The organism is Falsiruegeria litorea R37 (assembly GCF_900172225.1).
GTDB classification, from domain to species: domain Bacteria; phylum Pseudomonadota; class Alphaproteobacteria; order Rhodobacterales; family Rhodobacteraceae; genus Falsiruegeria; species Falsiruegeria litorea.
The window spans coordinates 44,703-67,421 of the sequence record NZ_FWFO01000008.1 but is presented as its reverse complement, the minus strand read 5'-3'; the positions used below and the strand labels follow the sequence as shown (position 1 = coordinate 67,421).

The 22,719-nt window shown below is 58.6% G+C and carries 18 protein-coding genes and 1 pseudogene; 11 read left to right on the top strand and 8 right to left on the bottom strand.

Features of this window, described 5'->3' with window-relative positions:
* Positions 1-58 precede the first annotated feature (58 nt).
* The 8 genes from TRL7639_RS22070 to TRL7639_RS22035 all read left to right on the top strand — a co-directional run bounded on the left by TRL7639_RS22070 (position 59) and on the right by TRL7639_RS22035 (position 8,193).
* The gene (locus TRL7639_RS22070) at positions 59-1,075 is read left to right on the top strand and encodes a GlxA family transcriptional regulator (RefSeq protein WP_085798080.1); all 1,017 of its coding nucleotides are present in this window, start codon (positions 59-61) and stop codon (positions 1,073-1,075) included.
* 494 nt (positions 1,076-1,569) lie between these two features.
* A complete protein-coding gene (gene nadE, locus TRL7639_RS22065) occupies positions 1,570-2,568 on the top strand; it encodes an NAD(+) synthase (RefSeq protein WP_085798079.1) in 999 nt (332 codons plus the stop codon).
* A 215-nt stretch (positions 2,569-2,783) separates the two neighbouring features.
* Entirely contained in the window at positions 2,784-3,761 is a 978-nt protein-coding gene (bioB, locus tag TRL7639_RS22060) for a biotin synthase BioB (RefSeq protein ID WP_085798078.1), read from the top strand.
* Positions 3,758-4,897 carry an 8-amino-7-oxononanoate synthase gene (locus TRL7639_RS22055; protein ID WP_085798077.1) on the top strand — a complete coding sequence of 380 codons (1,140 nt, stop codon included), beginning with the start codon at positions 3,758-3,760 and terminating at the stop codon, positions 4,895-4,897. Before bioB ends, TRL7639_RS22055 begins: the two co-directional genes overlap by 4 nt.
* Positions 4,894-5,523, top strand: coding sequence for a dethiobiotin synthase (gene bioD, locus TRL7639_RS22050; RefSeq protein ID WP_085798076.1), 630 nt, complete (start codon positions 4,894-4,896; stop codon positions 5,521-5,523). Before TRL7639_RS22055 ends, bioD begins: the two co-directional genes overlap by 4 nt.
* Positions 5,520-6,803: an adenosylmethionine--8-amino-7-oxononanoate transaminase gene (bioA, locus tag TRL7639_RS22045; protein ID WP_085798075.1), complete on the top strand. Its 1,284-nt coding sequence runs from the start codon at positions 5,520-5,522 to the stop codon at positions 6,801-6,803. The genes bioD and bioA overlap by 4 nt, the downstream gene beginning before the upstream one ends.
* Positions 6,803-7,432 (top strand): pimeloyl-ACP methyl esterase BioG family protein, encoded by a 630-nt coding sequence (locus tag TRL7639_RS22040; protein WP_085798074.1) that lies wholly within the window; start codon positions 6,803-6,805, stop codon positions 7,430-7,432. The genes bioA and TRL7639_RS22040 overlap by 1 nt, the downstream gene beginning before the upstream one ends.
* The gene (locus TRL7639_RS22035) at positions 7,429-8,193 is read left to right on the top strand and encodes a methyltransferase domain-containing protein (RefSeq protein ID WP_085798073.1); all 765 of its coding nucleotides are present in this window, start codon (positions 7,429-7,431) and stop codon (positions 8,191-8,193) included. Before TRL7639_RS22040 ends, TRL7639_RS22035 begins: the two co-directional genes overlap by 4 nt.
* Here the strand turns inward: TRL7639_RS22035 and TRL7639_RS22030 are convergent.
* The 4 genes and pseudogenes from TRL7639_RS22030 to TRL7639_RS23615 form a co-directional block, all read right to left on the bottom strand.
* Positions 8,190-8,801, bottom strand: a complete 612-nt coding sequence (locus TRL7639_RS22030; protein ID WP_085798106.1) for a GntR family transcriptional regulator — start codon at positions 8,799-8,801, stop codon at positions 8,190-8,192. The two genes, TRL7639_RS22035 and TRL7639_RS22030, sit on opposite strands and share 4 nt — an antisense overlap.
* A 91-nt stretch (positions 8,802-8,892) precedes the next feature.
* Positions 8,893-9,846, bottom strand: coding sequence for a helix-turn-helix domain-containing protein (locus TRL7639_RS22025; RefSeq protein WP_165759889.1), 954 nt, complete (start codon positions 9,844-9,846; stop codon positions 8,893-8,895).
* Between the two features lie 209 nt (positions 9,847-10,055).
* Complete coding sequence (gene ilvD / locus TRL7639_RS22020) at positions 10,056-11,891, bottom strand: dihydroxy-acid dehydratase (RefSeq protein ID WP_085798071.1); 1,836 nt, start codon at positions 11,889-11,891, stop codon at positions 10,056-10,058.
* Between the two features lie 290 nt (positions 11,892-12,181).
* A pseudogene (locus TRL7639_RS23615) lies at positions 12,182-12,286 on the bottom strand (IS6 family transposase); the annotation flags it as partial.
* Positions 12,287-12,764: 478 nt separating this feature from the next.
* Here TRL7639_RS23615 and TRL7639_RS22010 point away from each other — a divergent pair.
* The 3 genes from TRL7639_RS22010 (at position 12,765) to TRL7639_RS22000 (ending at position 19,650) form a co-directional block, all read left to right on the top strand.
* On the top strand, positions 12,765-16,472 hold the full coding sequence (locus TRL7639_RS22010; RefSeq protein WP_085798069.1) for a beta strand repeat-containing protein: 3,708 nt from the start codon (positions 12,765-12,767) through the stop codon (positions 16,470-16,472).
* A 65-nt stretch (positions 16,473-16,537) separates the two neighbouring features.
* Positions 16,538-18,283 (top strand): type I secretion system permease/ATPase, encoded by a 1,746-nt coding sequence (locus tag TRL7639_RS22005; RefSeq protein WP_085798068.1) that lies wholly within the window; start codon positions 16,538-16,540, stop codon positions 18,281-18,283.
* On the top strand, positions 18,280-19,650 hold the full coding sequence (locus TRL7639_RS22000) for an HlyD family type I secretion periplasmic adaptor subunit (protein WP_085798067.1): 1,371 nt from the start codon (positions 18,280-18,282) through the stop codon (positions 19,648-19,650). Before TRL7639_RS22005 ends, TRL7639_RS22000 begins: the two co-directional genes overlap by 4 nt.
* 12 nt (positions 19,651-19,662) lie before the next feature.
* Here the strand turns inward: TRL7639_RS22000 and TRL7639_RS21995 are convergent, their stop codons facing one another.
* The 4 genes from TRL7639_RS21995 to TRL7639_RS23170 all read right to left on the bottom strand — a co-directional run bounded on the left by TRL7639_RS21995 (position 19,663) and on the right by TRL7639_RS23170 (position 22,702).
* Complete coding sequence (locus TRL7639_RS21995; RefSeq protein WP_085798066.1) at positions 19,663-20,583, bottom strand: LysR family transcriptional regulator; 921 nt, start codon at positions 20,581-20,583, stop codon at positions 19,663-19,665.
* Positions 20,584-20,715: 132 nt separating this feature from the next.
* Positions 20,716-20,916 (bottom strand): hypothetical protein, encoded by a 201-nt coding sequence (locus TRL7639_RS21990; RefSeq protein ID WP_133057694.1) that lies wholly within the window; start codon positions 20,914-20,916, stop codon positions 20,716-20,718.
* Positions 20,917-21,574: 658 nt separating this feature from the next.
* Positions 21,575-22,051: a hypothetical protein gene (locus tag TRL7639_RS23175; protein ID WP_165759887.1), complete on the bottom strand. Its 477-nt coding sequence runs from the start codon at positions 22,049-22,051 to the stop codon at positions 21,575-21,577.
* Between the two features lie 12 nt (positions 22,052-22,063).
* Positions 22,064-22,702: a hypothetical protein gene (locus tag TRL7639_RS23170; protein ID WP_165759886.1), complete on the bottom strand. Its 639-nt coding sequence runs from the start codon at positions 22,700-22,702 to the stop codon at positions 22,064-22,066.
* Between the last annotated feature and the right edge of the window lie 17 nt (positions 22,703-22,719).

The following is a 22,719-nucleotide window of genomic DNA, read 5'->3' as shown; positions in this document are numbered from 1 at the left end:
GGCAGATTTGATTAACGTTTCGGGATTGCGCGCGCCGCACCGTTCGAAAGCCCTGCTCATGTCCGATCCAAACAGCCCAAGTCAAGATCCGCATATCAAGGTCGGGTTCCTGCTGTTTCCCGGCTTTCCCATGTCGTGCCTGACATCAGCCATCGAACCCCTGCGCGCAGCAAACGACATTACCGGAACGCAAACCTTTTCCTGGGTCCTGATCTCGGAAGATGGTCAACCCGTTCAATCGAGCGCAGAGATCCCGTTTCAGGCCAATTGCACCTTGGCCGATGCCCCGGATGTCGACATGTTGTTTCTGATGTCCAGCCCGTCAGGCAAATTCGTGCATCCCAAGCCCTCGAACGGGCACCTGCGCAAGATCGCCCGGCATGGTGCGATTGTGGGGGCGGTTAGCGGCGGTATCTTTCCGCTTGCCCGCGCAGGGCTGCTCGATGGGCATTCGTGCTCTGCGCATTGGTGCTATAGCACCGCCTTTTCCGAGGCCTTTCCCTATCTGGAACTCAGCGACAGCCTGATCCAGATGGACAAACGCCGCTATACCACGTCCGGAGCAGGCGCGATCTTTGATCTGATGTTGCACGTGATCGAAGATACTTTGAACGCCACCCTGATGACCGAAGTGGCCTGCTGGTTCCAACACCCGGTGATCCGCGGCGCAGGCGTCCGGCAGAAAACACCGGCATTCAACTGCGACAGCACTGCTGACGGTTTGCCGCCCATAGTGTCCAAGACGGTTGAACTCTTCAGCCAAAACCTTGGCCAACCCCTATCCATGAATGAAATTGCAGATCAGTTGGGTGTTTCGGCCCGACATCTGGAACGCAGCTTCAAGGCAACAATGGGGGAAAGCCCCGGCAAGCACTATCGCGATCTGCGGATGCGGGCAGCGCGGCAAATGGTGCTTTATTCCAATGACCCGATCAGCCGGATTGCCCATGCGGTGGGATACGAAACCTCGGCCAACATGATCCGCAATTATCGCCGCTGTTTTGGCCGGTCCCCGCAAGAGGACAGGCGTAACGCGAACCCATTTCGCGTCACAAACGCAGAAAACCGCCCTTAGCCCTTTGAGGTAAAACAACGGGCCAATCACGCGACGCCCCACGCAGAGGCTGTTACGGTTGCAATCTAGTTGCGTCCCCGTGCTGACGAAGCAGCACTCGGTCGATCTCGGGTCGGTAATCGGTTTTGCAATCTTGCGACCAAAAGAACCCAAATTGGCGCCGCAGAGTATTCAATGTCCGCGCACAATTGGACCGAAGCCCATGATGTGCTGGCGACATTATTCAGGATTTCCACTCCTTTATGATCCCGATCGCCCCCAGCCATGGCGATTGCTGAAAACCCCAGCGTTAACCCGCCATTGGCATCGACAAGGGGCGTGCACCTGATTGTTAAACCCAGGCAAGATGCCCGATTGCTTGACCTCGCTTGCCAAATTTTTGAGCGCGCGCATCACGCTCACTGACTGCACATCCGAAATCGGTTTCATTCAATCACCCGCCTCGGCTAAGAAGGCAGCACCCCTTGTTTGCACGCGCTGGTGTCGGAGGCCGCATGACTTTGAAATCTGAAATCTTGGACCTGTCTCGCCAAAACAATATTGGCGACCTGACGCCTTGGTTCGACGCGCAATTGAACGCACGCATCGACAGCGGCGCATTTGCCCAGGAAGACACACTGCGCGCCGACATGGCTCGAATCTTGGCTGATCTAACCGCCTATCGTGAACAGAACGGCATTGGCGCGGCTGTGATCGGCATGTCCGGCGGGGTCGACAGCGCCTTGACCGCGGCGCTGTTCAAGGCTGCAGGCTGGCGCGTTGTGGGCCACACCATGCCGATCGAACAAAACCCCGAGGAGACCGAGCGCGGTCAAGAAGCCTGCATCGCCCTTGGTATCGAACATCAAAACATCGACCTGACGCCACAGTTTCATTCCATGGTCGAGGGGCTGACCAAACTGGATCCCGCCCTTTCAAACGGCGATGAGGCCGGCCTGCGCATCCGGCGCGGCAACATGCGCGCGCGGCTTCGGATGATCACGCTTTATGACCAGGCGCACCGCTATGGTGGGGTCGTGGCCAGCACCGACAATTTCTCGGAACTCGCCGCCGGCTTCTGGACACTGAACGGTGATGTGGGGGATGTGGCCCCGATCCAGTCCCTGCTCAAGTCGTGGGAGGTACCCTGGATGGCGCGCGAGATCGGTGTGCCCGAAAAGACCTGGCGCGCGACCCCCACCGATGGCCTTGGCATCAGCGCAGGCGACGAGGCCCAGCTGGGCGTGAGCTATCTGCAATGGGATCTGATGGTGTTGGCGATGGCGGATGCCCTGGCTGCCAATCCGAATCTCAGCCGCGAGGAGTTGCCCCAGGCCATGGGCTTTGGCGAGGATGCCGAGGGCACCAGGGTGCTGGATTGTGTCGCAGGACGCTTGGGCCGGACTTGGTACAAACGCGCCGGAACCTTCAACCTGGCCCACCCGCGCGAGGGTCGCTATGACGCCCTGGCCGGGATTGATCGCGCGTTGTTCATGCCCAACCTGCTGAAATAAAACTGGTTTTCTTTCACCTTGAACGCGGGCCCAACACTGGCCCCGCGGTTCTTAGTGATGATTCACCTCCTGGCACGCCGACGATATCCGGACGTTGCGGAATTGGCGCCATATCGCTGCAGGGCAGCATTTTTACTTGCACCCCTCCTCTTTGTAGATAAAAAACTAACCTATGCGTCAGGCAGGGAATTTTTATCTATAAAAGGAGTACCGACGTGCTGGATACAACAACGGTTCGCACGGACTGGACCCGTGAAGAAGCTGAAAAGATCTATAACCAACCGTTCATGGATCTGCTCTATCAGGCGCATACGGTGCACCGGGCCCATTTCGACCCGAACCAGGTTCAGAGATCGAAACTCCTGTCGATCAAGACCGGCGGTTGCGCCGAAGACTGCGCGTACTGCTCACAATCTGCCCGCAACGGCGCCAAGCTCTCGGCTTCGAAACTGATCGAGGTTGAGCGCGTGATCGCCGAGGCTCGTAAGGCCAAAGAAGGTGGCGCGACGCGGTATTGCATGGGGGCCGCCTGGCGCTCGCCCAAAGACCGTGACATGGCCGCGCTTGAGGCGATGATCGCTGGCGTCAAAGACCTGGGCATGGAAACCTGCATGACCCTGGGCATGCTGGACGACAACCAGGTGTTCCGCCTGCGCGACGCGGGTTTGGATTACTACAACCACAACATCGACACCTCCGAGCGGTATTATTCCGAGATCATCACCACCCGCACCTTTGCTGACCGGATCGACACGCTCAACCGTGTGCGCGAGGCCGGCATGAAGGTCTGCGCCGGTGGCATCGTCGGCATGGGTGAACAGCAGATGGACCGCATCGACATGCTGGTGTCGCTCGCCACGCTGGACGAGCACCCGGATTCCGTACCGGTCAACATGCTGATCCCGATTGCCGACACACCGCTGGCGGATGTCGAAAAGCTGGATCCGATCGAGTTTGTCCGGACCTGCGCCTTGGCCCGCATCCTGATGCCGAAGTCGCACGTACGCCTGTCCGCCGGCCGCACTGACATGACCGAAGAAATGCAGGCGATGTGCTTCTTTGTCGGCGCCAATTCGATCTTTGTGGGCGACACCCTGCTGACCGCTGACAACCCCGAAGAGGACAAAGACGGCCAACTGTTCGCCAAGCTTGGCATCCAGGCCATGGCCGTGGGGTGTGACGCCTCGAAATGACGCTGTTTGCCCGGCATGACCGCGCCCTGACTGCGTTGCAGACAAGGGGCCGTTACCGCGCGTTGATCGCGCGGGCCGGGCATGACTTTGCGTCAAATGACTATCTCGGGCTCGTCGGGTCCGAGGTGTTGCAGGCTGCGGCCCGCGAGGCTCTGGATCGCGGCGTTCCGGTTGGCGCGGGCGGTTCGCGTCTGTTGCGGGGCAATGCGGATGAGCATGTGTTGCTGGAGCAAGAGGCGGCTGCGTTCTTTGGCGCCCAAGCCGCCCTGTTCATGGGCGGCGGGTTTCAGGCCAACACGGCGATCTTTTCGACCCTGCCGGGGCATGAAGACCTAGTGCTTTATGACGCCCTGATCCACGCCAGCACGCATGACGGGATGCGCCTTGGTCGTGCCAAGACACAAGCCTTTGCCCATAACGATGTCTCTGCCGCCGAGGACGCAATCGGCACTTGGCGCGCGGCAGGTAATATCGGCCAGATCTGGATCGCGGTCGAAAGCCTTTATTCCATGGACGGAGATCTGGCCCCCGTGGCTGAACTGATGGCGCTGGCCGATGCCCATGAAGCGGTTTTGGTCGTGGATGAAGCCCACGCCACCGGCGTCTTTGGCGACCAGGGACGCGGGCTGAGCCACGCCTATGCCGCGCGCGATAATCTGTTGACCTTGCACACCTGCGGCAAGGGATTGGGCGTCTCGGGCGCGTTGATTTGTGGAGCGCAAGTGCTGATCGATACGTTGATCAACAAGGCCCGCGGATTCATCTTTGCCACTGCGCCCTCCCCGCTAAATGCTGCCCTCGTGCGGGCTGCGCTGAACGAGCTACGCGACAACCCCGCCCGACGAGCGGCAGCGCAGGTCCTGATGAACCACGCTCACAAAGAGGCGCAGGATCATCTTGGCCTAAGCGGCTTTCGAAGTCAGATCATGCCCATCATCATCGGCGCGGACAAACCCACAATGGCGCTTGCGTGCTCCATGCAGGACATGGGCTATGACATCCGCGGCATCCGTCCACCCACTGTTCCACGAGGCACCTCGCGGCTGCGAATCTCCATCACGCTCAACACCCCTGCCCCGGTGATCTCGGACATGTTCCGCGATCTTTCCCAAGCGAAGAAGGCTCTGCCCCATTGACCAACCCTGTCATCGTCACCGGAACCGACACCGAGATCGGCAAAACCGTGTTTTCCGCAGGTCTGACCCGCGCTTTGAAGGCGACCTATTGGAAACCCGTGCAATCGGGCATCGAGGCCGAGACCGACAGCCAGATCGTTGCCCGCCTGTCCAGCCAGACCACTCTGCCCGAGGGGTATCTGTTGCAACTGCCTGCTTCGCCGCATTTGTCGGCCGAGGCCGAAGGGGTTGAGATTGACCCAAACGTCCTGCCCTTGCCCACAGTCGATGGTCCTCTGGTGGTCGAAGGCGCCGGTGGGCTGCTGGTGCCGCTGAACCGGCAAGTGCTCTATGCTGATCTGATCGCGGATTGGGGGGCCCCGGTGATCTTGTGTGCAAGGACGAAGCTGGGCACCATCAACCATACTCTCTTGTCTCTCGCCGCCTTGCGCGAACGCAATTGCACGATTCTGGGCGTGGCCTTCATCGGTGACGCCGAACCACTGGTCGAACAGACGATCATCGACTTTGGAAAATGCGCCCCTCTGGGCCGCTTTCCCGTGATGGACAGTGTCACGCCAGACGCCTTGGATCAGGCGTTCACCAATATCGACATGGACACCATCCGCCGGGGCATGAACCTATGACACCGCTTGAATTCGACCAGAAACACCTTTGGCACCCTTACACCAACGTCGAAAAACCTGGGCCGACCTTTATTGCGAAAGAGGCCGAAGGTGTCTGGATCACGCTCGACGATGGCACCCGTTTGATCGACGCCATGTCGTCGTGGTGGTGCATGCTGCATGGCCACCGCAACCCCACGATCACGCAAGCGATCCACGACCAGCTTGACCGCCTGCCACATGTGATGTTTGGCGGCATGGCTCATGATCCGGCCATTGAGCTGGGGCAAAAACTGCTCGAAATCACACCGCCTTCGTTGCAACGGATTTTCTACTGCGACAGCGGCTCGGTCTCGGTCGAGGTGGCGATGAAAATGGCGGTGCAGTACCAGCACGCCGTCGGCCATCCGGGTCGCAGCCAGTTCGTCACCACCCGCTCTGGCTATCACGGCGACACGTGGAAGGCGATGAGCGTCTGCGACCCCGTCACCGGCATGCACCACCTGTTTCAGGGCGCGCTGAGCATCCAGCATTTTGTCCCCCAGCCCCCGATCGCGATTGATCAGGAATGGCCGGAAGACCCTGCATTGAACGGCATTGCCGAGTTGCGGGCTGTCCTGGAAGAGTATCACAAGCAGATCGCGGCCTTCATCCTGGAGCCGGTCGTGCAGGGCACTGGGGGCATGTACTTCTACCACCCCGAATACCTGAACCAGGCACGTGCCTTGTGTGACGAGTTCGGCGTGCTTCTGATATTCGACGAGATCGCCACCGGCTTTGGCCGCACCGGCCGTCTGTTTGCCACCGATCACACAGATATCGAGCCCGACATCCTGTGCATGGGCAAGGCGCTGACTGGCGGTCACATCAGCTTTGCCACCACCATGACCAACGACCGCGTGGCCCAAGGGATCGGCAATGGCGAACCGGGCGTGTTCATGCATGGACCAACCTTCATGGCCAACCCGCTGGCCTGTGTTGCCGCCAAGGCGAGCCTTGACCTATTGGACCAGACCGATTGGCAGGCCAACGTCACACGGATTGAAACCGCCTTGAACGAGCAACTCGCCGCCGCGCGCGATCTGCCGAATGTTGCAGACGTGCGCGTGCTGGGTGCCATCGGGGTAATCGAGATGGACCACCGCGTCAGTGCCGATCAGGCTCATGCGCTGGCGCATGACATGGGCGTGTTCCTGAGACCGTTTGGACACAACATCTATTGCATGCCACCCTTCATCACCTCGGACGACGAGCTGTCGGCGATCTGCGACGGTATGCTTCGCCTGGCGCGAGAGCTCTGATGCAGATCGATTGGTTACGGAATTCCGGGACGGCGGATGATGTGATCGTCGTCTTTGGTGGGTGGGCCCTGGGGCCTACACCCTTTACCCACCTTCAGGGCACGCAGGATGTGCTTTTTGTGCAGGACTACCACAATCTGGACACCCCCCTGCCCGATCTTGGCGGATACCAATGTGCCACTCTGATCGCCTATTCTTTTGGAGTGGCCTCATATGCGCATTGGCAGGCGGATCACCCTGATCCCTTCACCCGCAAAGTGGCGATAAACGGCACTTTGGCGCCGGTGGATCGCACCACCGGAATTCCACCTGTTGCCATGGCCAAAACCATCGAAACCCTGTCACCAAAGGCTTACCAACTCTTTTTGGCGCGCTGTTACGGCGTTGGGCAAGAGACAGCCCGGATCGACGTAGACGCACGCCGGGATGAACTGCTGGCGATCGAAGCGCGCGGCACCGCGCCGGAGGTGGAATTCGACCGTATCTGGATCTCGACAAACGACAGGATCATGCCCACCACCAACCAGGTGCGCAGCTGGAAGGCACAGTCAGATCGAGTGGCTCACATCGACGGACCGCATGTGCCCTTTGCGCGTTGGTCCACATGGGATGAGGTGACACAGACATGAGAACCATCGTCCTTGACCCTGATCAGCGCCGCATCCGGCAGAGCTTTCGCCGAGGTCTGGCAAGTTATCACGACAATGCCGAGGCGCAGGCTGAGATTGCCCGCGATCTGGTAAATGTCCTGAAGCCTCACGCGTCTGCCCCGATTGCCCGCGCATTCGAATTTGGCTGTGGGACAGGCCACCTCACCCACCTGTTGCGTCAGCAAATCGACATCGACTGGATGTTGGCCAATGATCTGGTGCCCGAATGCGCCGAGGCAGTTGCCCCCTATGTCGACGCCTTTGCTGCAGGCCCGATCGAAACCCTTTCCGTTCCGACTGGATTGAGCCTCATCTGCTCGGCTTCGACCGTGCAGTGGATCCCGGATCAGACCCAACTGTTGCAACGATTCAGTGATCATCTTGCACCGGGCGGCCTGTTGGCGCTCAGCGGGTTTGGCACCGCGCAGTTTCACGAATTGCAGGCCCTTGGGTCGGCTGCCGCAGCACCCGGCTATTGCGACGCGGAAGATTGGGCTGCCAAGGCCCCGAAAGACGTGGAAATCCTGCACTTGAAGCAAGAGCCCATCGTGATGTGGTTTGATGGCGCCCTGCCTTTGCTCCGCCACCTACGCAAGACCGGTGTAAACGGGCAATCAAACACGCAATGGTCACGCTCAAAATTGAGTGAATTTGAACGTCGTTACGCCGAGCAATTCGGCCAGGACAGCCTGCTGCCCCTGACCTATGATCCGGTCTGGATGATCGCGCGCAAGCGTTAACCCAATCGCGACAGGTGGCGACGCAGCACCGAAACGGCTGTATCCACGTCCCGCCGGTTGATTGCGGTCATGATCGCGCGGTGATCGCGGTCCTCGCGTTGCGACCAAGCACTTGAGTAGGTCGCCAACAGGTGCCGCGCGCTGAGCATCTGCAAATCCGTGATCTCGGCCTTCAGGCGCGGCATCGCACAGCCGGCAATGATTGCCAGGTGGAACCGGCGGTTTTGCGCTTCCCAGGTGAACAGGTCTTGCGCTTCGTCACAGGCCACACGCGCGGCCTCGGCCTCTTGCCGCTGTTCAAGCGTCAGATGCGTCACCGAATGGCCAAGTGCCAACGGCTCCAATGCCAATCGCATCTCGCGAATTTCGCGCATGTCGGCGGGGTCGAACGGGGCCACACGAACCCCACGACGCGATTGACTGACGGCCAGCCCCCGCGCCTCGAGCCGCAAAAGCGCCTCGCGCACCGGCACATGGCTGGTCTCGAACGTGCGAGCGATATGGTCTTGCCGCAGCTTGGTGTCAGCCTGCAGTTCCCCACGCACGATCTGATCGGTCAGTGACTGAACGATCTGGTCTGAAATAGTCTGCTTGGTGGCCGATGTCATGTCGATACTGATAGAAACCAAGAGGCCAAAGAGCAAGATCGATTAGTGGTTTTTGGCCTTGAAACACAGAGGTTTGGCGTCCTGATCGCCACTAAAGCTGCGCCGCCCAGAACCGGTATCGGTCCTGGCCTGTAACCTCGCGGATAAGGCCCAGATCGGCAAAGAGATTGAGGTTTCGCCGGGCCGAGGGCCGCGAACAGCCTGTATCCTTGGACACCAGTTCCGCTGAAACGATGGGGTACTTCATCATCGTCCCCATCAGCTCTGCCGGGGTACGCCCCGACAGATGCTGTGTCGCCTGCTGCGCTCGGGCTTGCCAATCGGCCAAACGCTCCAGTTCCATGTTCGCCTTCAACGCCCCCTGCCGGATCGCGTCGTAAAATACCTCTAATCGCGCCTCGGCCCCGCCTGCGTTTTCCGACAGCCCGTGCCGGTCGAACCGGTGGCTTTCCGACAGTGGCAAAAAGGGCGCCGCGGCATCCAGCCCCTCTCGTGCCAGAATGACTGCGGCAACAGTTGGCTCCAACAGCTCGTCCCAGGGCGTGATGTCATGCGCGCGCCATTGGGCAAAGGCGTAGGCCGCCCGCGTCAATGGATGCGCGGCCTGGGCCAGGCCCACTTTGGCCGCCCAATCCCGCCCCATGCTTTCCAACTCGTAACCTATCGGGCGATCCTCGCCCGGTACGTTCTGCGGGTCAGCCTGATGGGCGCGGCCCAGGAAATGGTGTACCCCGTCCGTGGGCCCCCCACCCTGCACCGGGCGCGCCATCAATCGGCGCATGGCCCAACTGGCCCGCGACAGATCACGTGCGGTGTCATCAGTGGCCAATCGCAACGCCTGATAAAGGGCGATCCGCTCAGGCCCCAACCAGACGCCCTCGCTGCGCAACACAGCCGACACGGTGGCCAAGGCAAACCGTTCCTTAACCTGTGACGGGAAATGGCGCAGACGCTCGGCATACCGTTCGACTGCCTGGACCGTCGCGATCAACGCCCGGTATCTGCCACGCTCGGCCTCGATCCAGACTGCGGGGTCAAGGCTCATGGGGCGTGGCGCAATCGGCCAAGGGGCAGTCGCAGAATCCTCCTCGTCCGGCGGGCCGGGAAGGAACCACAGATCGTCGTCGTCGTCTTCTGTGTCGTCTGGGTCGAAAGGTGAGGGCAAAGCGCACTAGTCCAAAAGCTTGGGACCAAGCTAGCAAATGAAAACGGCCCCGCCAATTGGCAGGGCCGCAGGCCGCGATGAAATCGCGATTACTTCAGACGACGCACCGCCCCCATCGAGGCGCTGGTGGTCAGTGCCGCATAAGCCTTGAGCGCGGTCGACACCGCTCGCTGGCGTGGCTCTGCTGGCCCCCAAGGCAACGGGCCTTTCGCCTCGCGGCGTTGGTTCAGGACATCATCACCCACCGCCAGATTGATAGTGCGGTTCGGGATGTCAATCTCGATCAGGTCGCCGGTTTCCACCAGGCCGATTGCGCCGCCCTCGGCGGCTTCGGGGCTGGCGTGACCAATCGACAGGCCCGATGTGCCGCCCGAGAAACGACCGTCCGTCAACAGGGCGCATTTCTTACCCAGTCCTTTGGATTTCAGGTACGAGGTCGGATAGAGCATTTCCTGCATGCCCGGACCACCTTGCGGGCCTTCGTAGCGGATGATCACCACCTCGCCCGCCTGAACCTTGCGGGTCAGGATACCCTCGACGGCGTCGTCCTGGCTTTCGAACACGCGAGCAGGGCCCGAGAATTTCAAGATGCTTTCGTCCACACCTGCGGTTTTGACGATACAGCCATCCAATGCGATGTTGCCGAACAGAACGGCCAGGCCACCGTCTTTCGAGAACGCAGCTTCGACCGAGCGGATCACACCACCCTCGCGATCTGTGTCCAGTTCCTTGAACCGGTTCGACTGGCTGAACGCTTGCGTGGTACGCACACCACCCGGGGCAGCTTTGAACAGTTCTTCGGCCTCAGGGTTGTTGGCGACCTTGATGTCCCATTTGGCGATAGCCTCTCCCATCGACGCGGTGTGCACAGTCGGAACATCTTCGTTGATCAGCCCGCCGCGGTGCAATTCGCCCAGGATCGAAAAGATGCCGCCAGCACGGTGCACGTCTTCCATGTGGACGTTGTGAATGTTCGGCGCGACTTTGCACAAGCATGGCACTTTGCGGCTGAGCCGGTCGATGTCGTCCATGGTAAAATCTACTTCACCCTCTTGGGCAATGGCCAGCAGGTGCAGAACCGTGTTGGTTGAACCGCCCATGGCGATGTCCAGGCTCATGGCGTTCTCAAAAGCGGCGAACGACGCAACCTCGCGCGGCAACAGGCCAGCTTCGTCACCCTCGTAGTGACGTTTGGTGATGTCGACGATCTTACGTCCGGCTTCCAGGAACAGGTTCTTGCGGTCCGAGTGTGTGGCCAGTGTCGAGCCATTGCCAGGCAGCGCCAGACCCAGAGCTTCGGCCAGACAGTTCATCGAGTTTGCGGTGAACATCCCCGAGCACGATCCACACGTCGGGCAAGCGTTCTCTTCAATGTGCTTGACTTGTTCATCAGTGAACTTTTCGTCCGCTGCAGCCACCATTGCGTCAACAAGGTCAACCTTGTTCATATCCAGATCGGCTATGTCGATCTTGCCGGCCTCCATCGGGCCACCCGAGACAAAGATGACCGGAATATTCAGGCGCATGGCGGCCATCAGCATGCCGGGTGTGATCTTGTCGCAGTTCGAAATACAGACCATCGCATCCGCGCAATGCGCGTTGACCATGTATTCCACCGAATCCGCAATCAGCTCACGCGAGGGCAGCGAATAAAGCATGCCGTCGTGGCCCATGGCGATGCCGTCATCAACCGCGATGGTGTTGAACTCTTTGGCGATACCGCCAGCGGATTCAATCTCGCGCGCAACCATCTGGCCCAGATCCTTGAGGTGGACGTGGCCCGGCACAAACTGCGTGAACGAGTTCACCACAGCAATGATCGGTTTTCCAAAATCCCCTTCGCCGACGCCTGTTGCACGCCACAGGCTGCGAGCGCCTGCCATGTTGCGGCCATGGGTAGATCTACGAGAGCGGTATTGCGGCACAGCTAGAGCCCCTCTTTCAGAATTATGTTCGAAGAACCCTTAATGACCCCCAAGCCCCGTTCCAAGCCATAACCAACCGAATAGCAGCTGAGTTTGGCAGAATCTTCCACTCTGATGCGGAGATCAGGGTAATTTTTGCTGAAATGCGGTCTCCCCCGGTCTGCGACGACGCCGAACTCAGGACCTGATCATAAGCCGGTTCTGTTGCAAGGATTTGGCTCTGCCGAACCGTTTGCGGTTTTGTGGAAGTTAGGTTGCCAGCTCGACAAATTGGCGGCACGGGCGGATTCCGGACATGCCCGCCATGTGATGAATCGAACGCCTTGCTCGACGATGTCGATCAAGTATTTCCGGCGCCTCATTTCAATCGAAATGGGGCATCCGAAGCCTTTCACCTTGATGAAAATCTCGTCCGTTCTTCAGGAGCGTCCGCATGATCCTATGCGGCGGCGGGTTGTTTCAGCGATTGAGCCGCTATTCCGAACATGGAAGAACACAGCGAACACGATGACGCCCTTGACGGAAATCACTGGGGCGATCCGCCTGCGCTACTGCTCTCAACAGTTCGCTCGGTAACGTGATTGAGGCAAAGCGTCAAAACTTGACATCAGAACCCGATCAAATCCCCCAGCAAAGTCGTGAGCCTAAGGCACCGAATAAAATTTCAGCAAGCTTCTACGTGCGTAAGCCATTGCTGTAGCTTGATTATTTTTGTTACTTTTTCACGGGCGTTGTGACTATTTCCGTTTCTTATAAGGGCTATTCAGACTAGAAATTTCAAACTCGCAAGCAAGGCTGCATTTGGATAAACAGCGGAGAGGCCATCGGTTCGGTTTGATCTCCGCTGCAACTTATCTCATGCGGAGTCCATCTATGTTTTCCGAGTTACTCAACAGCCTGCGTGCCAGACTGCAGACAACATCTACACTGGCCCAGGAATCCGTCCGCGAAGGACAAACACTGACCAACGGCTTCTTTCAAAACACCGTGGTCGAAAACACACCTGCCTTTGTTCTGGACGACAATTTTGCGCGGCTTCTGAATTTTGGGCAGGTGGAAACCAACAATGCCCCGTCATCGGTCTCAGTCCAGGCCGAAGACGTTCAGGTCTTTAACTTCCGCTCGGGCAGCATCGACGCCAACGGCGCGGCGGCCACAGGTGTTGAGGTCACAGACGGATCCAACGCAGATGTCCGCAACTTTGGCAGCATCTCGGGTGACTTGAACGGGGTCGAATTCTCGGGCGTGAACAGCTCGGGCACGCTGGACAACTTCCGCGGTGGTGTCATCTCGTCTGACAGCCGCGCCGTCGAAATCGAAGGTAACGGCATCAGTGTTCGCAACTTTGGCGACATCGTCGGCACCGGCAACCAGCGCAACGGCACCATCTACACCAATGCCACCGCCGAAGATGTCAGCATCTCGAACTTTACCGGCGGCACCATTGACGCAGGCGCAGGCAACAGCGGCGCGGGCATCTCGTTGCAGGTGGGCGACGAAGCAAATGATGTGGTTTCCAACACCATCTTCAACGGCTTTGGCGCCACCATTCAGGGCCGGGGCCAAGGGGCTGCAAACACCGGTGGCGCGGGCGACGGTATCCGGATCGACGACGGTGCCGAAGGGGCCGTATCCGACACCGACATTGTCAACAGCGGACTGATTTCGTCGGAAAGCAATCAGGGCACTGCGGCCGGTATCCGGATCGCCGATGGAGTCGCGGCCGAAGGGCGTATCCTCAACACTTCGACCGGTGCGATCGAAGGCGCTCGTAACGGCCTGTACATCGGTCAAGGCGAACACGACCTGGATGTCCTGAACTTTGGCACGATTCAATCCGACAGCCGCGCGGTCAACATCGATGGCACCGGCGTTGACCTGACCAACGCGGGCGACATTCTGGGCACCGGTGATCAACGCAACGGCACGGTTTATGCCGACGGCACCGCTGACGACTTCTCGATTCGCAACCTTCCGTCAGGCACCATTGATGCAGGCGAAGGCAACAAGGGCTCGGGCTTTGCGACCGAAATCGGCGGGGCCGCAGATGGCGCCACGACATTTGAGCTGACCAACGACGGCACCATTCAGGGTCGTGGCAATGGCGAAGCTGGCGCAGGATTGGCAGGCGACGGTGTGCGCATCGGCAACGTTGGCAACACAGGCACAACCGATGCCACCATCCTCAACCGGGGTGTGATCAGCTCGGAAGGGAATAATGGCACAGTGGCAGGCGTCCGCGTCGTCAATGATGTCAACTTCCAGGGCTCTATCACCAACGAGGGCATCATCAGTGGCGCGCAAAACGGCGTCTACTTTGGTGAAGGCGACCACACGGGTGGTTCCTTCGTGAACGAAAGTGGAGGCCTGATTTCTTCGGATAGCCGCGCTGTGAACATCGACGGCATTGGGCTGAATGTCACCAACGAGGGTACGATCCAAGCCACCGGCAACCAGCGCAACGGCACAGTATACGCCGATGGAACCGCTGACGATTTCACGTTCACCAACAGCGGCTTCGTTGACGCAGGTCTGGGCTTGCAGGGTTCTGGCTTTGCAGCCGAAATCGGCGGCGCGGCTGACGGCGCAAACAGCTTTGTGCTGGACAACTCTGGCATAATCGTTGGCGAGGGCAACGCTGCTGCTGCAACCGGTCAAGCTGGGGACGGTGTCCGCATCGGCAATGTCGGCAACCAAGGCACATTCGACGGGACGATCACAAACTCGGGCATCATTGAATCCGGGGCGATCAACGGCACGGTCGCTGGTGTGCGTGTTGTCAACGGTGTGAACTTTCAGGGCACGCTGAACAACGCAGGCAACATCGCGGGTGCTCAGAATGGTGTCTACTTTGGCACGGGCGACCACTCGGGCGGGTCTTTTGTGAACTCTGGCATCCTGACGTCGAACAGCCGTGCGCTGAACATCGACGGCACCGGGCTGGACGTCGTGAACTCGGGTCTCATTACCGGTACTGGTGATCAGCGCAACGGCACAGTTTATGCCGACGGAACTGCCGACAACTATACGTTCACCAACACGGGCCGCGTCGAAGGTGGTTTGGAAGCCAACGGCTCTGCCGTTTCGCTGCAGACCGGTGATGTCGCAGGTGACATCGTGTCGGCCGCCATCTTCAACGAGGGTACCCTGCAAGGCTCTGGCGACGCGGTCGAAGGGAACACCATCGGCGACGGTCTGCGCCTGTTCAGCAATCAAGAGAACGCGGGTTTTGCCGGGTTGGTACAGAACACTGGTGTTATCGCCGGGTCCGAAGACAGCGACGTTGCAGCAGGTATTCGCATCGACGGTGGCCTGACCCTGTTGGGTGCAATCCTGAACGAGGGTGAAATCAACGGCACAGTGAATGCCATTGATGCCCGTGAAGCCGGAGACGTCACCTTTGTCAATGATGACGACGGCGTGGTGAATGGCAACGTGTTGCTGGGTGCCGGGAACGATATCGTGGTCGATCTGGGCGAAATCAACGGTGTCATCGACGGTGGCGCAGGCAACGACGATCTGATCGCCGGTGCAGGTGACAACGTAATCGTCGGTGGTCTTGGAAATGACTTCATCGACGGCGGCGAAGGAATCGACACAGCTGATTTCTCGGATCAGGACGTGGGCGTGACCGTCAACCTGGGGACCAACGGCAATGGCACAGCAACCCGCGAAACCGGCTTTAGCGTGCAAATCACCGACGCCGTTGTCGATGAGCCAGACCAGTTCGGTTCGGCAATCCCAGACCCCTCCTGGTTCGTCGAAGAAGCCATTCTGGGCAACCTGTACTACAACATCCACACTTCGGAATTCCCCGGTGGCGAGATCCGCGCGCAGCTGCTGGTCGACGATATCGTAACCGATGGCAATATCCGCACCATCTCGTTGAGCGGCAACCTGGATGCGGCGCAAGAGCCGGGCCCGCTGTCTGACAGCGAAGCCACGGGTGAGGCCACTTTGGTCATCACGCAAAACCTGACAACACGCGAAGTCACCTATTCCAGTGACTTGAACGTGACCGGCCTGAACGAGGCTGATTTGGCGTCGCCGAACCCGGGCGTTATCTCGGCCATCCACCTGCACAACGCACCTGCCGGGGTCAACGGCCCCATCGTGCAAGATACGCTGGTGGACGCTGGCGGCACGGTTGATGGAGCTGCCTCGATCGGTGTCTCAGGTGTCGATGTGATCAACGAAGTCAGCGAAATCGACGTTCTGTTCTCGATCGAGAATGTGATCGGTTCCGGCGATGGCGACGTGATCACCGGCTCGGACGCGGCCAACAGCCTGAGCGGCGAAGGTGGCAATGACCTTCTGAACGGCGGCGAAGGCGATGACCTGCTGACCGGTGGCGCAGGTGAAGACATCTTTGTCTTCGAAGGCGACTTCGGCAACGACGCGATCACCGACTTCCAGGTGGGCGTGGACCGGCTGGATTTCTCGGACTTCGGCCCGGACTTCGCCGAAAACGTGGTGACCACACAGGACGGGGCCGATGCCCTTCTGACCCTGGCCAACGCCTCGGTCCGCCTTGAAGGGGTCAGTGCCGAGACTCTGACCGACGACGACTTTATCGTCTGATCCAAGCCCCTGCTGGTGGCGGCCTGGGGGCCGCCACCGCTTCACCCTGAAAAGAGATCACCCAAATGTTTCAGAAAAAATCCACCGTCAGAACTGCATGGAGGTCGCTGCGAGGCGGCTTTGCGGCCATCGCCATGTTCAGCATGGTCCTGAACCTTCTCATGCTGGCCGGTCCTCTTTACATGCTGCAGGTCTATGATCGCGTGCTGACCAGCCAGAACCTCGACACGCTGATTGCGCTTAGCATCCTGTTGGGCGGCGTCTTTGTCGTCACCGGCCTGCTGGACCTGATCCGCATGCGCATTCTGGCCCGCCTGGCCGCCCGATTTGAGCTGACAATCGGCGCGCCCATCTTGCAATCTGCGATCCGCCGCCGGGTGCAGGGCAAGGCCAGCGGCGACAATTCGGCCGCCGATGTGGCGGGGCTGCGCGACTTTATCGCGGGACCAACCCTGACCGCCTTTTTCGATGCGCCGTGGATCCCTCTTTATCTGGGCGTGCTTTACATCCTGCATCCCTATCTGGGCGCACTTGGGCTGGCGGGCGCGGTGTTTTTGACGCTCATGGCCCTGATCAACAACGCGCGCTCAAGTGATGTCATGCAAGAAGCCAACCAGGCGCGCAGCCGTTCCGACCGTTTGTTCACCGCAAGTGAACAGAACGCAGAGCTTGTCCACGCGATGGGTATGACTGGTGATCTCGCCCGTCGCTGGACAGCTCTGCAACATGATACCCACCGGCTGAAATCACGGGTATCGGACCGGATCGCCAGCTTTTCGGTGATGTCCAAGACGACCCGCATGGCCCTGCAATCGGGGATGCTTGGGCTGGGGGCCGCATTGGCCGTGACCGGGCAGGCCACCGCCGGTGTCATGATCGCCGCAACCATTGTTCTGGCGCGGGCCTTGTCCCCGATTGATCAATTGATCGGTCAATGGCGCACGTTTCTGGCGGCGCGCGGCTCGTACAAGTCCCTGCGCGCGCTGTCCGAGACCTTTCCCGAGCAACCCAAGCGCCTTGCCCTGCCGCGCCCGCAGATCTCGCTGAACGCAGTGATCAGCCAGGCGGGTCCGCCGCTGGCCCAAAACGCCACCATCGGTGGGGTCGACTTTGCCTTGTCCGCCGGTGATGTTTTGGCCGTAATCGGTCACAGCGGTTCAGGAAAATCCACCCTGGCCAAGATGTTGGCAGGTATCTGGGTGCCACAACGTGGGGCGATCCGGCTGGACGGCAATCCCATGGCCAAATGGGACCCCGAGAATCTGGGGCAGCTGGTGGGATATCTGCCGCAGGACGTGCAACTGTTTGACGGTACAATTCGCGAGAACATCGCGCGGTTTTCGACCTCAATCGACGATACCAAGGTTCTGGCCGCCGCTCAGGCCGCCGATGTGCATGGGCTGATCAGCACCCTGCCCGATGGATATGCAACCGAGGTCGGCAACGGGTTTCACCTGTCGGGCGGTCAACGCCAGCGGATCGCCTTGGCGCGCGCGCTTTATGATGATCCCTTTGTTCTGGTGCTGGACGAGCCGAATTCGGATCTGGACACGCAAGGCGAGCAAGCTCTGCGCAACGCGATCCGGCATGCAAGCGAACGTGGCGCCATCACCTTTGTGATGACCCACCGTCCCAGCACGCTTGAGGCGGTCAACAAGGTTCTGACCCTGAGCCGGGGAACCCAAACGGGCTTTGGCGACAAGGAAGATATTCTGCGTCCTCGCCAACAAGCTGCTGTTCCCAATGGCGCATCCCCTAAACCTGCTGCGCACCCCATCGTCGCGCAGCCCAAGACAGGAGCGGCACAATGACCCGCGAACTGACTCCAAAACCGCCCCAAAGCGTTCTGGTCCTTGAGGATTACAACCGCATCCAAACCAGGAAGCTGGGATCGGGCATCACCGGCTTTGTCTGTCTTGGTGCATTTGTCGTTGCCGGATTTCTGGGGGGTGCGGCCTATTGGGCGACCGCATCGAAACTGGACGGCGCGGTTGTGGCACCGGCCTCTTTCGTGGTCGAGGGCAATCGCAAAACTGTTGAACATATCGATGGTGGGATCGTGCGCGACATCCGGGTCAGCAACGGCGATCAGGTCGAAGCTGGGCAGGTGCTGCTGGAACTGGACAACACCGATCTTGGGGTTGAACTGGATGTGATCACCAGCCAGATCCGCGACTTGTCCGTCCGTCGCGCCCGTCTGCTTGCCCAACTGCAAGGGGCCGAAACATTCGATCAATCCGACGTTGCCAACACCCTACGCGTGCCCTTGGACCGGACCACTTGGCTGTCGGCCTATGCCACCCAAAAGCTGCTGTTTGATGCCGAGAAACGCTCTCGCACCGCCGAAAACGCCCTGACCGAGCAGCGTGTGTCCAGTCTTGAGGATCAGATGCGCGGCTTGCAGGCGCAGCGAGCCTCGAACGCACGCCAACTTGACATCGTGCGCCAAGAGCTGGGCAACCTGGAAACTCTGTTGGACAAGGGGCTGATCGCGATCTCGCGGGTCAACGCGCGTCGGGTCGAAGTTGAACGGCTGACCGGCGTTGATGCCGTTCTGCACGCTCAAGAGGCGCAATCTCGCAACGAGATCAGCGCCCTGCGACTGACCAGCATTGCCACGCAAACCGCAAGGGACGAAGCGGCCTCGACCGAATTGGCGCAGATCGAGGCCTCGCTCGCGACGCTAGAACCGCAATACACCGGCGCGGTCGAGCGGTTGAAACGGGTGGCAATCGTTGCCCCGGTCAGCGGGCGTGTGGTTGAAATGACCGTCTTTACCCCGGGTGGTGTAGTCCGGGCCGGGGCACCCATTCTGGACATCGTCCCCAACGACGAGCCCCTTATCGTCGAAGCCCGCGTTGACACCGCAGATATCGAAAAGCTTTATGTCGGCCAATCTTCACGTGTACGTCTGTCTGCGTTTGATCAAGGTGACGTGCCCGAAGCGCAGGGGACGATTGTCGATATCTCGGCCGACAGCCTTGAAGATGAGCGTACCGGGCAGTTCTACTATGTCACGCGGGTGAAACTGGATGCGGAACAGACGACGGATGTGGCCGCGCTTGATCTGGTGCCAGGCATGCCCGCAGACTTATTCGTCAACACCGGCGAGCGCACTGCCCTCAGCTATCTGACCCAACCGCTAAGCGACCGGCTGGCGCGAACGTTCACCGAGTGAGGAAAAGCACCGTCACGCCCCAAACGTGGGCGTGACGCCCTTGGGCGGATTATCCAAGATATAAGCGCCGATCTTTTGCAACAGCGGCTTGCGGGGACATTTCAACCGCGAAACGGCGCCGAGATTGCGCAGGTTTCCCGGGGCTTCAAAAGGGATAAAGGACAGGGGCCAATTGTCCTGTCGAAACTGTTCCGCCGCAAGCGCGGACACGATGGTGCAATCATCTGAATGGCAAATATGGCGACAGATCGTTTCAAAGCGCAGCGCAGTCAGATCAAACCTCTTTGCAGCCCGAGATGCAGGTCCCGGCATGGGCAAGCGTGCCTCAAGCTCATAGCCAAAGGGATGCGGCAACCGGATAAAATCATGCACGGGCACCTCTTCTGGGGTGATGCTCTGCAGCGTTTGCAACGGGTGCCCATTACGGATCGCCAGGAACAAAGGCTCTTCCCAGATCGACGTGAAATCCAATGCGGGACTGTGATTCAACTGGGCCACCAGCGCGACATCTAGTTCATGATCTTCGACCATCTGCAGCATATTATGGGGCAGATCCTCGATCATGGTGACACGCATCCGGGGGAACAGGGTGCGAAACAGCTCGGAAAAATACTTGGTCAGATAGGGCGCGAGCGTAGGAGTCAGACCGATACTGAAAGGCACGGCTTCGGGGTCTTGGTACTGGGCGGCCGTGTCCCTGATCTGCTGCGCACTGCCAAGCAGATCTTGGGCAATCTTGACGACTTGCCGACCACAAGCGGTCGGGCGTACCTCGCCGCTGAGACGAAGGAACAACTCGATCCCCAACTCTTTTTCCAGCTTCTTGATCTGGTTTGACAGGGCAGGTTGAGACACATTGCAATCTTCGGCTGCTACGCTGAAATTACTGCGTCTCGCGACGGCAATGATATATTCAAGATCTCGTAGGTTCATCCAGTGCCACCGCGTTCATGCCGCCTTTTTCATAGAAGAACCGGGACGCAAAAAAAACATATGTTGCTTCACCGCACGCTTCTGTGAAATCGCGTTGGCAATAATGGCGGGGCTCCGATAACAGGGTATCGGTCAATTCTTGGCGTCTGGCAATTGATCCGTCGGGGTGATTTTCAGCATTAGTGTAGGTGTCCGCTCTGCTTGCCAAACTGTTTCATCAATGTCGCTGTCGCGGCGCAGGATGTTCAAAAGTTCAGTCGGCGTGCTAACATCAAGCCAGACACTCAGGCCGGTGACAGGCAGGTGCATCTGTCCATCCGTTGTCCCGATCAAGGGGTCACCCCTGCAGATCAAAACCGCTTTTTCATGACATTCCATTAGGATCGCGATCCTATCGAAATCAACGTCCCTTGTGCGTGCAACCTTAGGTCAGGCGATCAAGGGTTTATCAACAACACGATTGTCCGAAGAAAATTCAACGGATGGAATGGGCGTTGCCATTCGGCAAGATTATTTCAAAAAAACAAGGATTTATCAATTGGGATCCGCATCACCCAGGAGCCGCCTACACGCAACTTGCCGTCCGAGAACCACGCAAGATCGAAGATCTGTTAGCTCGCAAAGGTCGCTGTCGTCCTGGTGTCGGGCCCAATAGTATTCCACGATGTCCTTTTGGCACCTAAACGGGATGTTGTGTGGTGCCGTCAGGCGGGTTTCGCCGCGCCATCTGGACATCCGTCAACCAAAACAGATCAGATCTTTCCTGGGCTCGCCTTTCGAACCCATAGCCACGCCGCGTCCTGAAAATCAGTAGGTCTTGGGTTCGGAACAGATCGCGATTCCAATCAATAATAATATTATTCAACTAGCATAATTTGATTATTTTAATGCTGAAACATTCTATAAATTTATTTTGAACATTTGTGTAAGGATATTTTCCTGGAATTACGAAAAGGTAAATCTGGCCATATATCGATTATCCTCCGTCACCTCACAATACATTAACCAAAAAATCCGCCGAAGCTTTAGCGCCGGTCAACAAAACCATCAAGGAGAATATGCTGTGGGAGCCAATCATGAGGGTCGTTGGGACGGAACGAGTAGCCGCGACGAATTGGAGATAAACGGGATCAATCACCAGATCTATTTGTGGGATGGTGATGACGATCTTAGGACCCATACAACAAACAGCTTGTACGCCAGCCTTGGCAACGGAAACGACCGGCTTGAGATCTACAACAAGGCTGTCACCTACGCGACGGTGAACATGGGTGACGGCAATGACGAGGCTATTCTTGGTGCAGTTAACCTGACTGTCCAATCCGACACTGGGAACGACATTTACAAAATTGTAAGTGGCGCAAATATCAATGTTACACTTGGGCAGGGACACAAAACGATCGAGGGTAGTGTTCTTGGAGACATAACAGTCACAGAAAACTGGTTCGGCACCACGACGGGCAGACATATTACTGTTCAATCATCTTCGTTTGCCAACATCAGAACCGGTAACGGCAGCGACCATATTGAGAGCCTTGGTGTCTTCCGCGCACATGTAGATGCAGGACATGGAAACAACTATGTTGTCGTCAATGGCGCGAGTTCCCGGGCCGTGACCGGAAATGGTCACGATACAATTAAGGCAGGTGGCTTGCACACCTATGTCAACGCAGGCGGTGGCAACGACAACATCTATGTAACTTCTGCAGTTGGTGAGGTGCATGGCGGTTCCGGAAACGATACCATTCATCTGAATGCAGTTGCTGGGCACGTCGATGGTGGCTATGGGGATGATACCTACAGAATATATGCTGCAGGTGCCAATCTGACCGATCATCATGGCACAAACTATATTCACTTCAATGCAATAGGTGGCAACATCCAGTTGGGTGGTGGTAACGATGTAATCTACGCCAACGTTGTAGGGGTGAACGTAAATGCCGGGCACGGCAATAACAGGATCGAACTTGGCGCACTTGGGGCAAACATTACAGCAGGGAACGGTCATGACATCATTAATGTTCATGCAGCGGGAGGTGGCGCTGTAAATGCCGGGCACGGCAACAACACCGTCAATTTCACCGGTGCTGTTGCCGACATTCAGGTTGGCGACGGTCATGACACGATCAATGCAAA

Excerpts from the sequence above, each read along its gene's own strand:
- TRL7639_RS22000 (WP_085798067.1), top strand. The coding sequence starts at position 18,280 with ATGACCCGCGAACTGACTCCAAAACCGCCCCAAAGCGTTCTGGTCCTT.
- TRL7639_RS22055 (WP_085798077.1), top strand. The coding sequence starts at position 3,758 with ATGACGCTGTTTGCCCGGCATGACCGCGCCCTGACTGCGTTGCAGACA.
- TRL7639_RS23170 (WP_165759886.1), bottom strand. The coding sequence starts at position 22,702 with ATGACCGTCGCCAACCTGAATGTCGGCAACAGCACCGGTGAAATTGAC.
- TRL7639_RS22010 (WP_085798069.1), top strand. The coding sequence starts at position 12,765 with ATGTTTTCCGAGTTACTCAACAGCCTGCGTGCCAGACTGCAGACAACA.
- TRL7639_RS22035 (WP_085798073.1), top strand. The coding sequence starts at position 7,429 with ATGAGAACCATCGTCCTTGACCCTGATCAGCGCCGCATCCGGCAGAGC.
- bioA (WP_085798075.1), top strand. The coding sequence starts at position 5,520 with ATGACACCGCTTGAATTCGACCAGAAACACCTTTGGCACCCTTACACC.
- TRL7639_RS22070 (WP_085798080.1), top strand. The coding sequence starts at position 59 with ATGTCCGATCCAAACAGCCCAAGTCAAGATCCGCATATCAAGGTCGGG.
- TRL7639_RS22005 (WP_085798068.1), top strand. The coding sequence starts at position 16,538 with ATGTTTCAGAAAAAATCCACCGTCAGAACTGCATGGAGGTCGCTGCGA.
- TRL7639_RS22030 (WP_085798106.1), bottom strand. The coding sequence starts at position 8,801 with ATGACATCGGCCACCAAGCAGACTATTTCAGACCAGATCGTTCAGTCA.
- TRL7639_RS22040 (WP_085798074.1), top strand. The coding sequence starts at position 6,803 with ATGCAGATCGATTGGTTACGGAATTCCGGGACGGCGGATGATGTGATC.
- TRL7639_RS21995 (WP_085798066.1), bottom strand. The coding sequence starts at position 20,583 with ATGAACCTACGAGATCTTGAATATATCATTGCCGTCGCGAGACGCAGT.
- nadE (WP_085798079.1), top strand. The coding sequence starts at position 1,570 with ATGACTTTGAAATCTGAAATCTTGGACCTGTCTCGCCAAAACAATATT.
- TRL7639_RS22025 (WP_165759889.1), bottom strand. The coding sequence starts at position 9,846 with ATGAGCCTTGACCCCGCAGTCTGGATCGAGGCCGAGCGTGGCAGATAC.
- TRL7639_RS23175 (WP_165759887.1), bottom strand. The coding sequence starts at position 22,051 with ATGTCTGCCCGTCGTGGTGCCGAACCAGTTTTCTGTGACTGTTATGTC.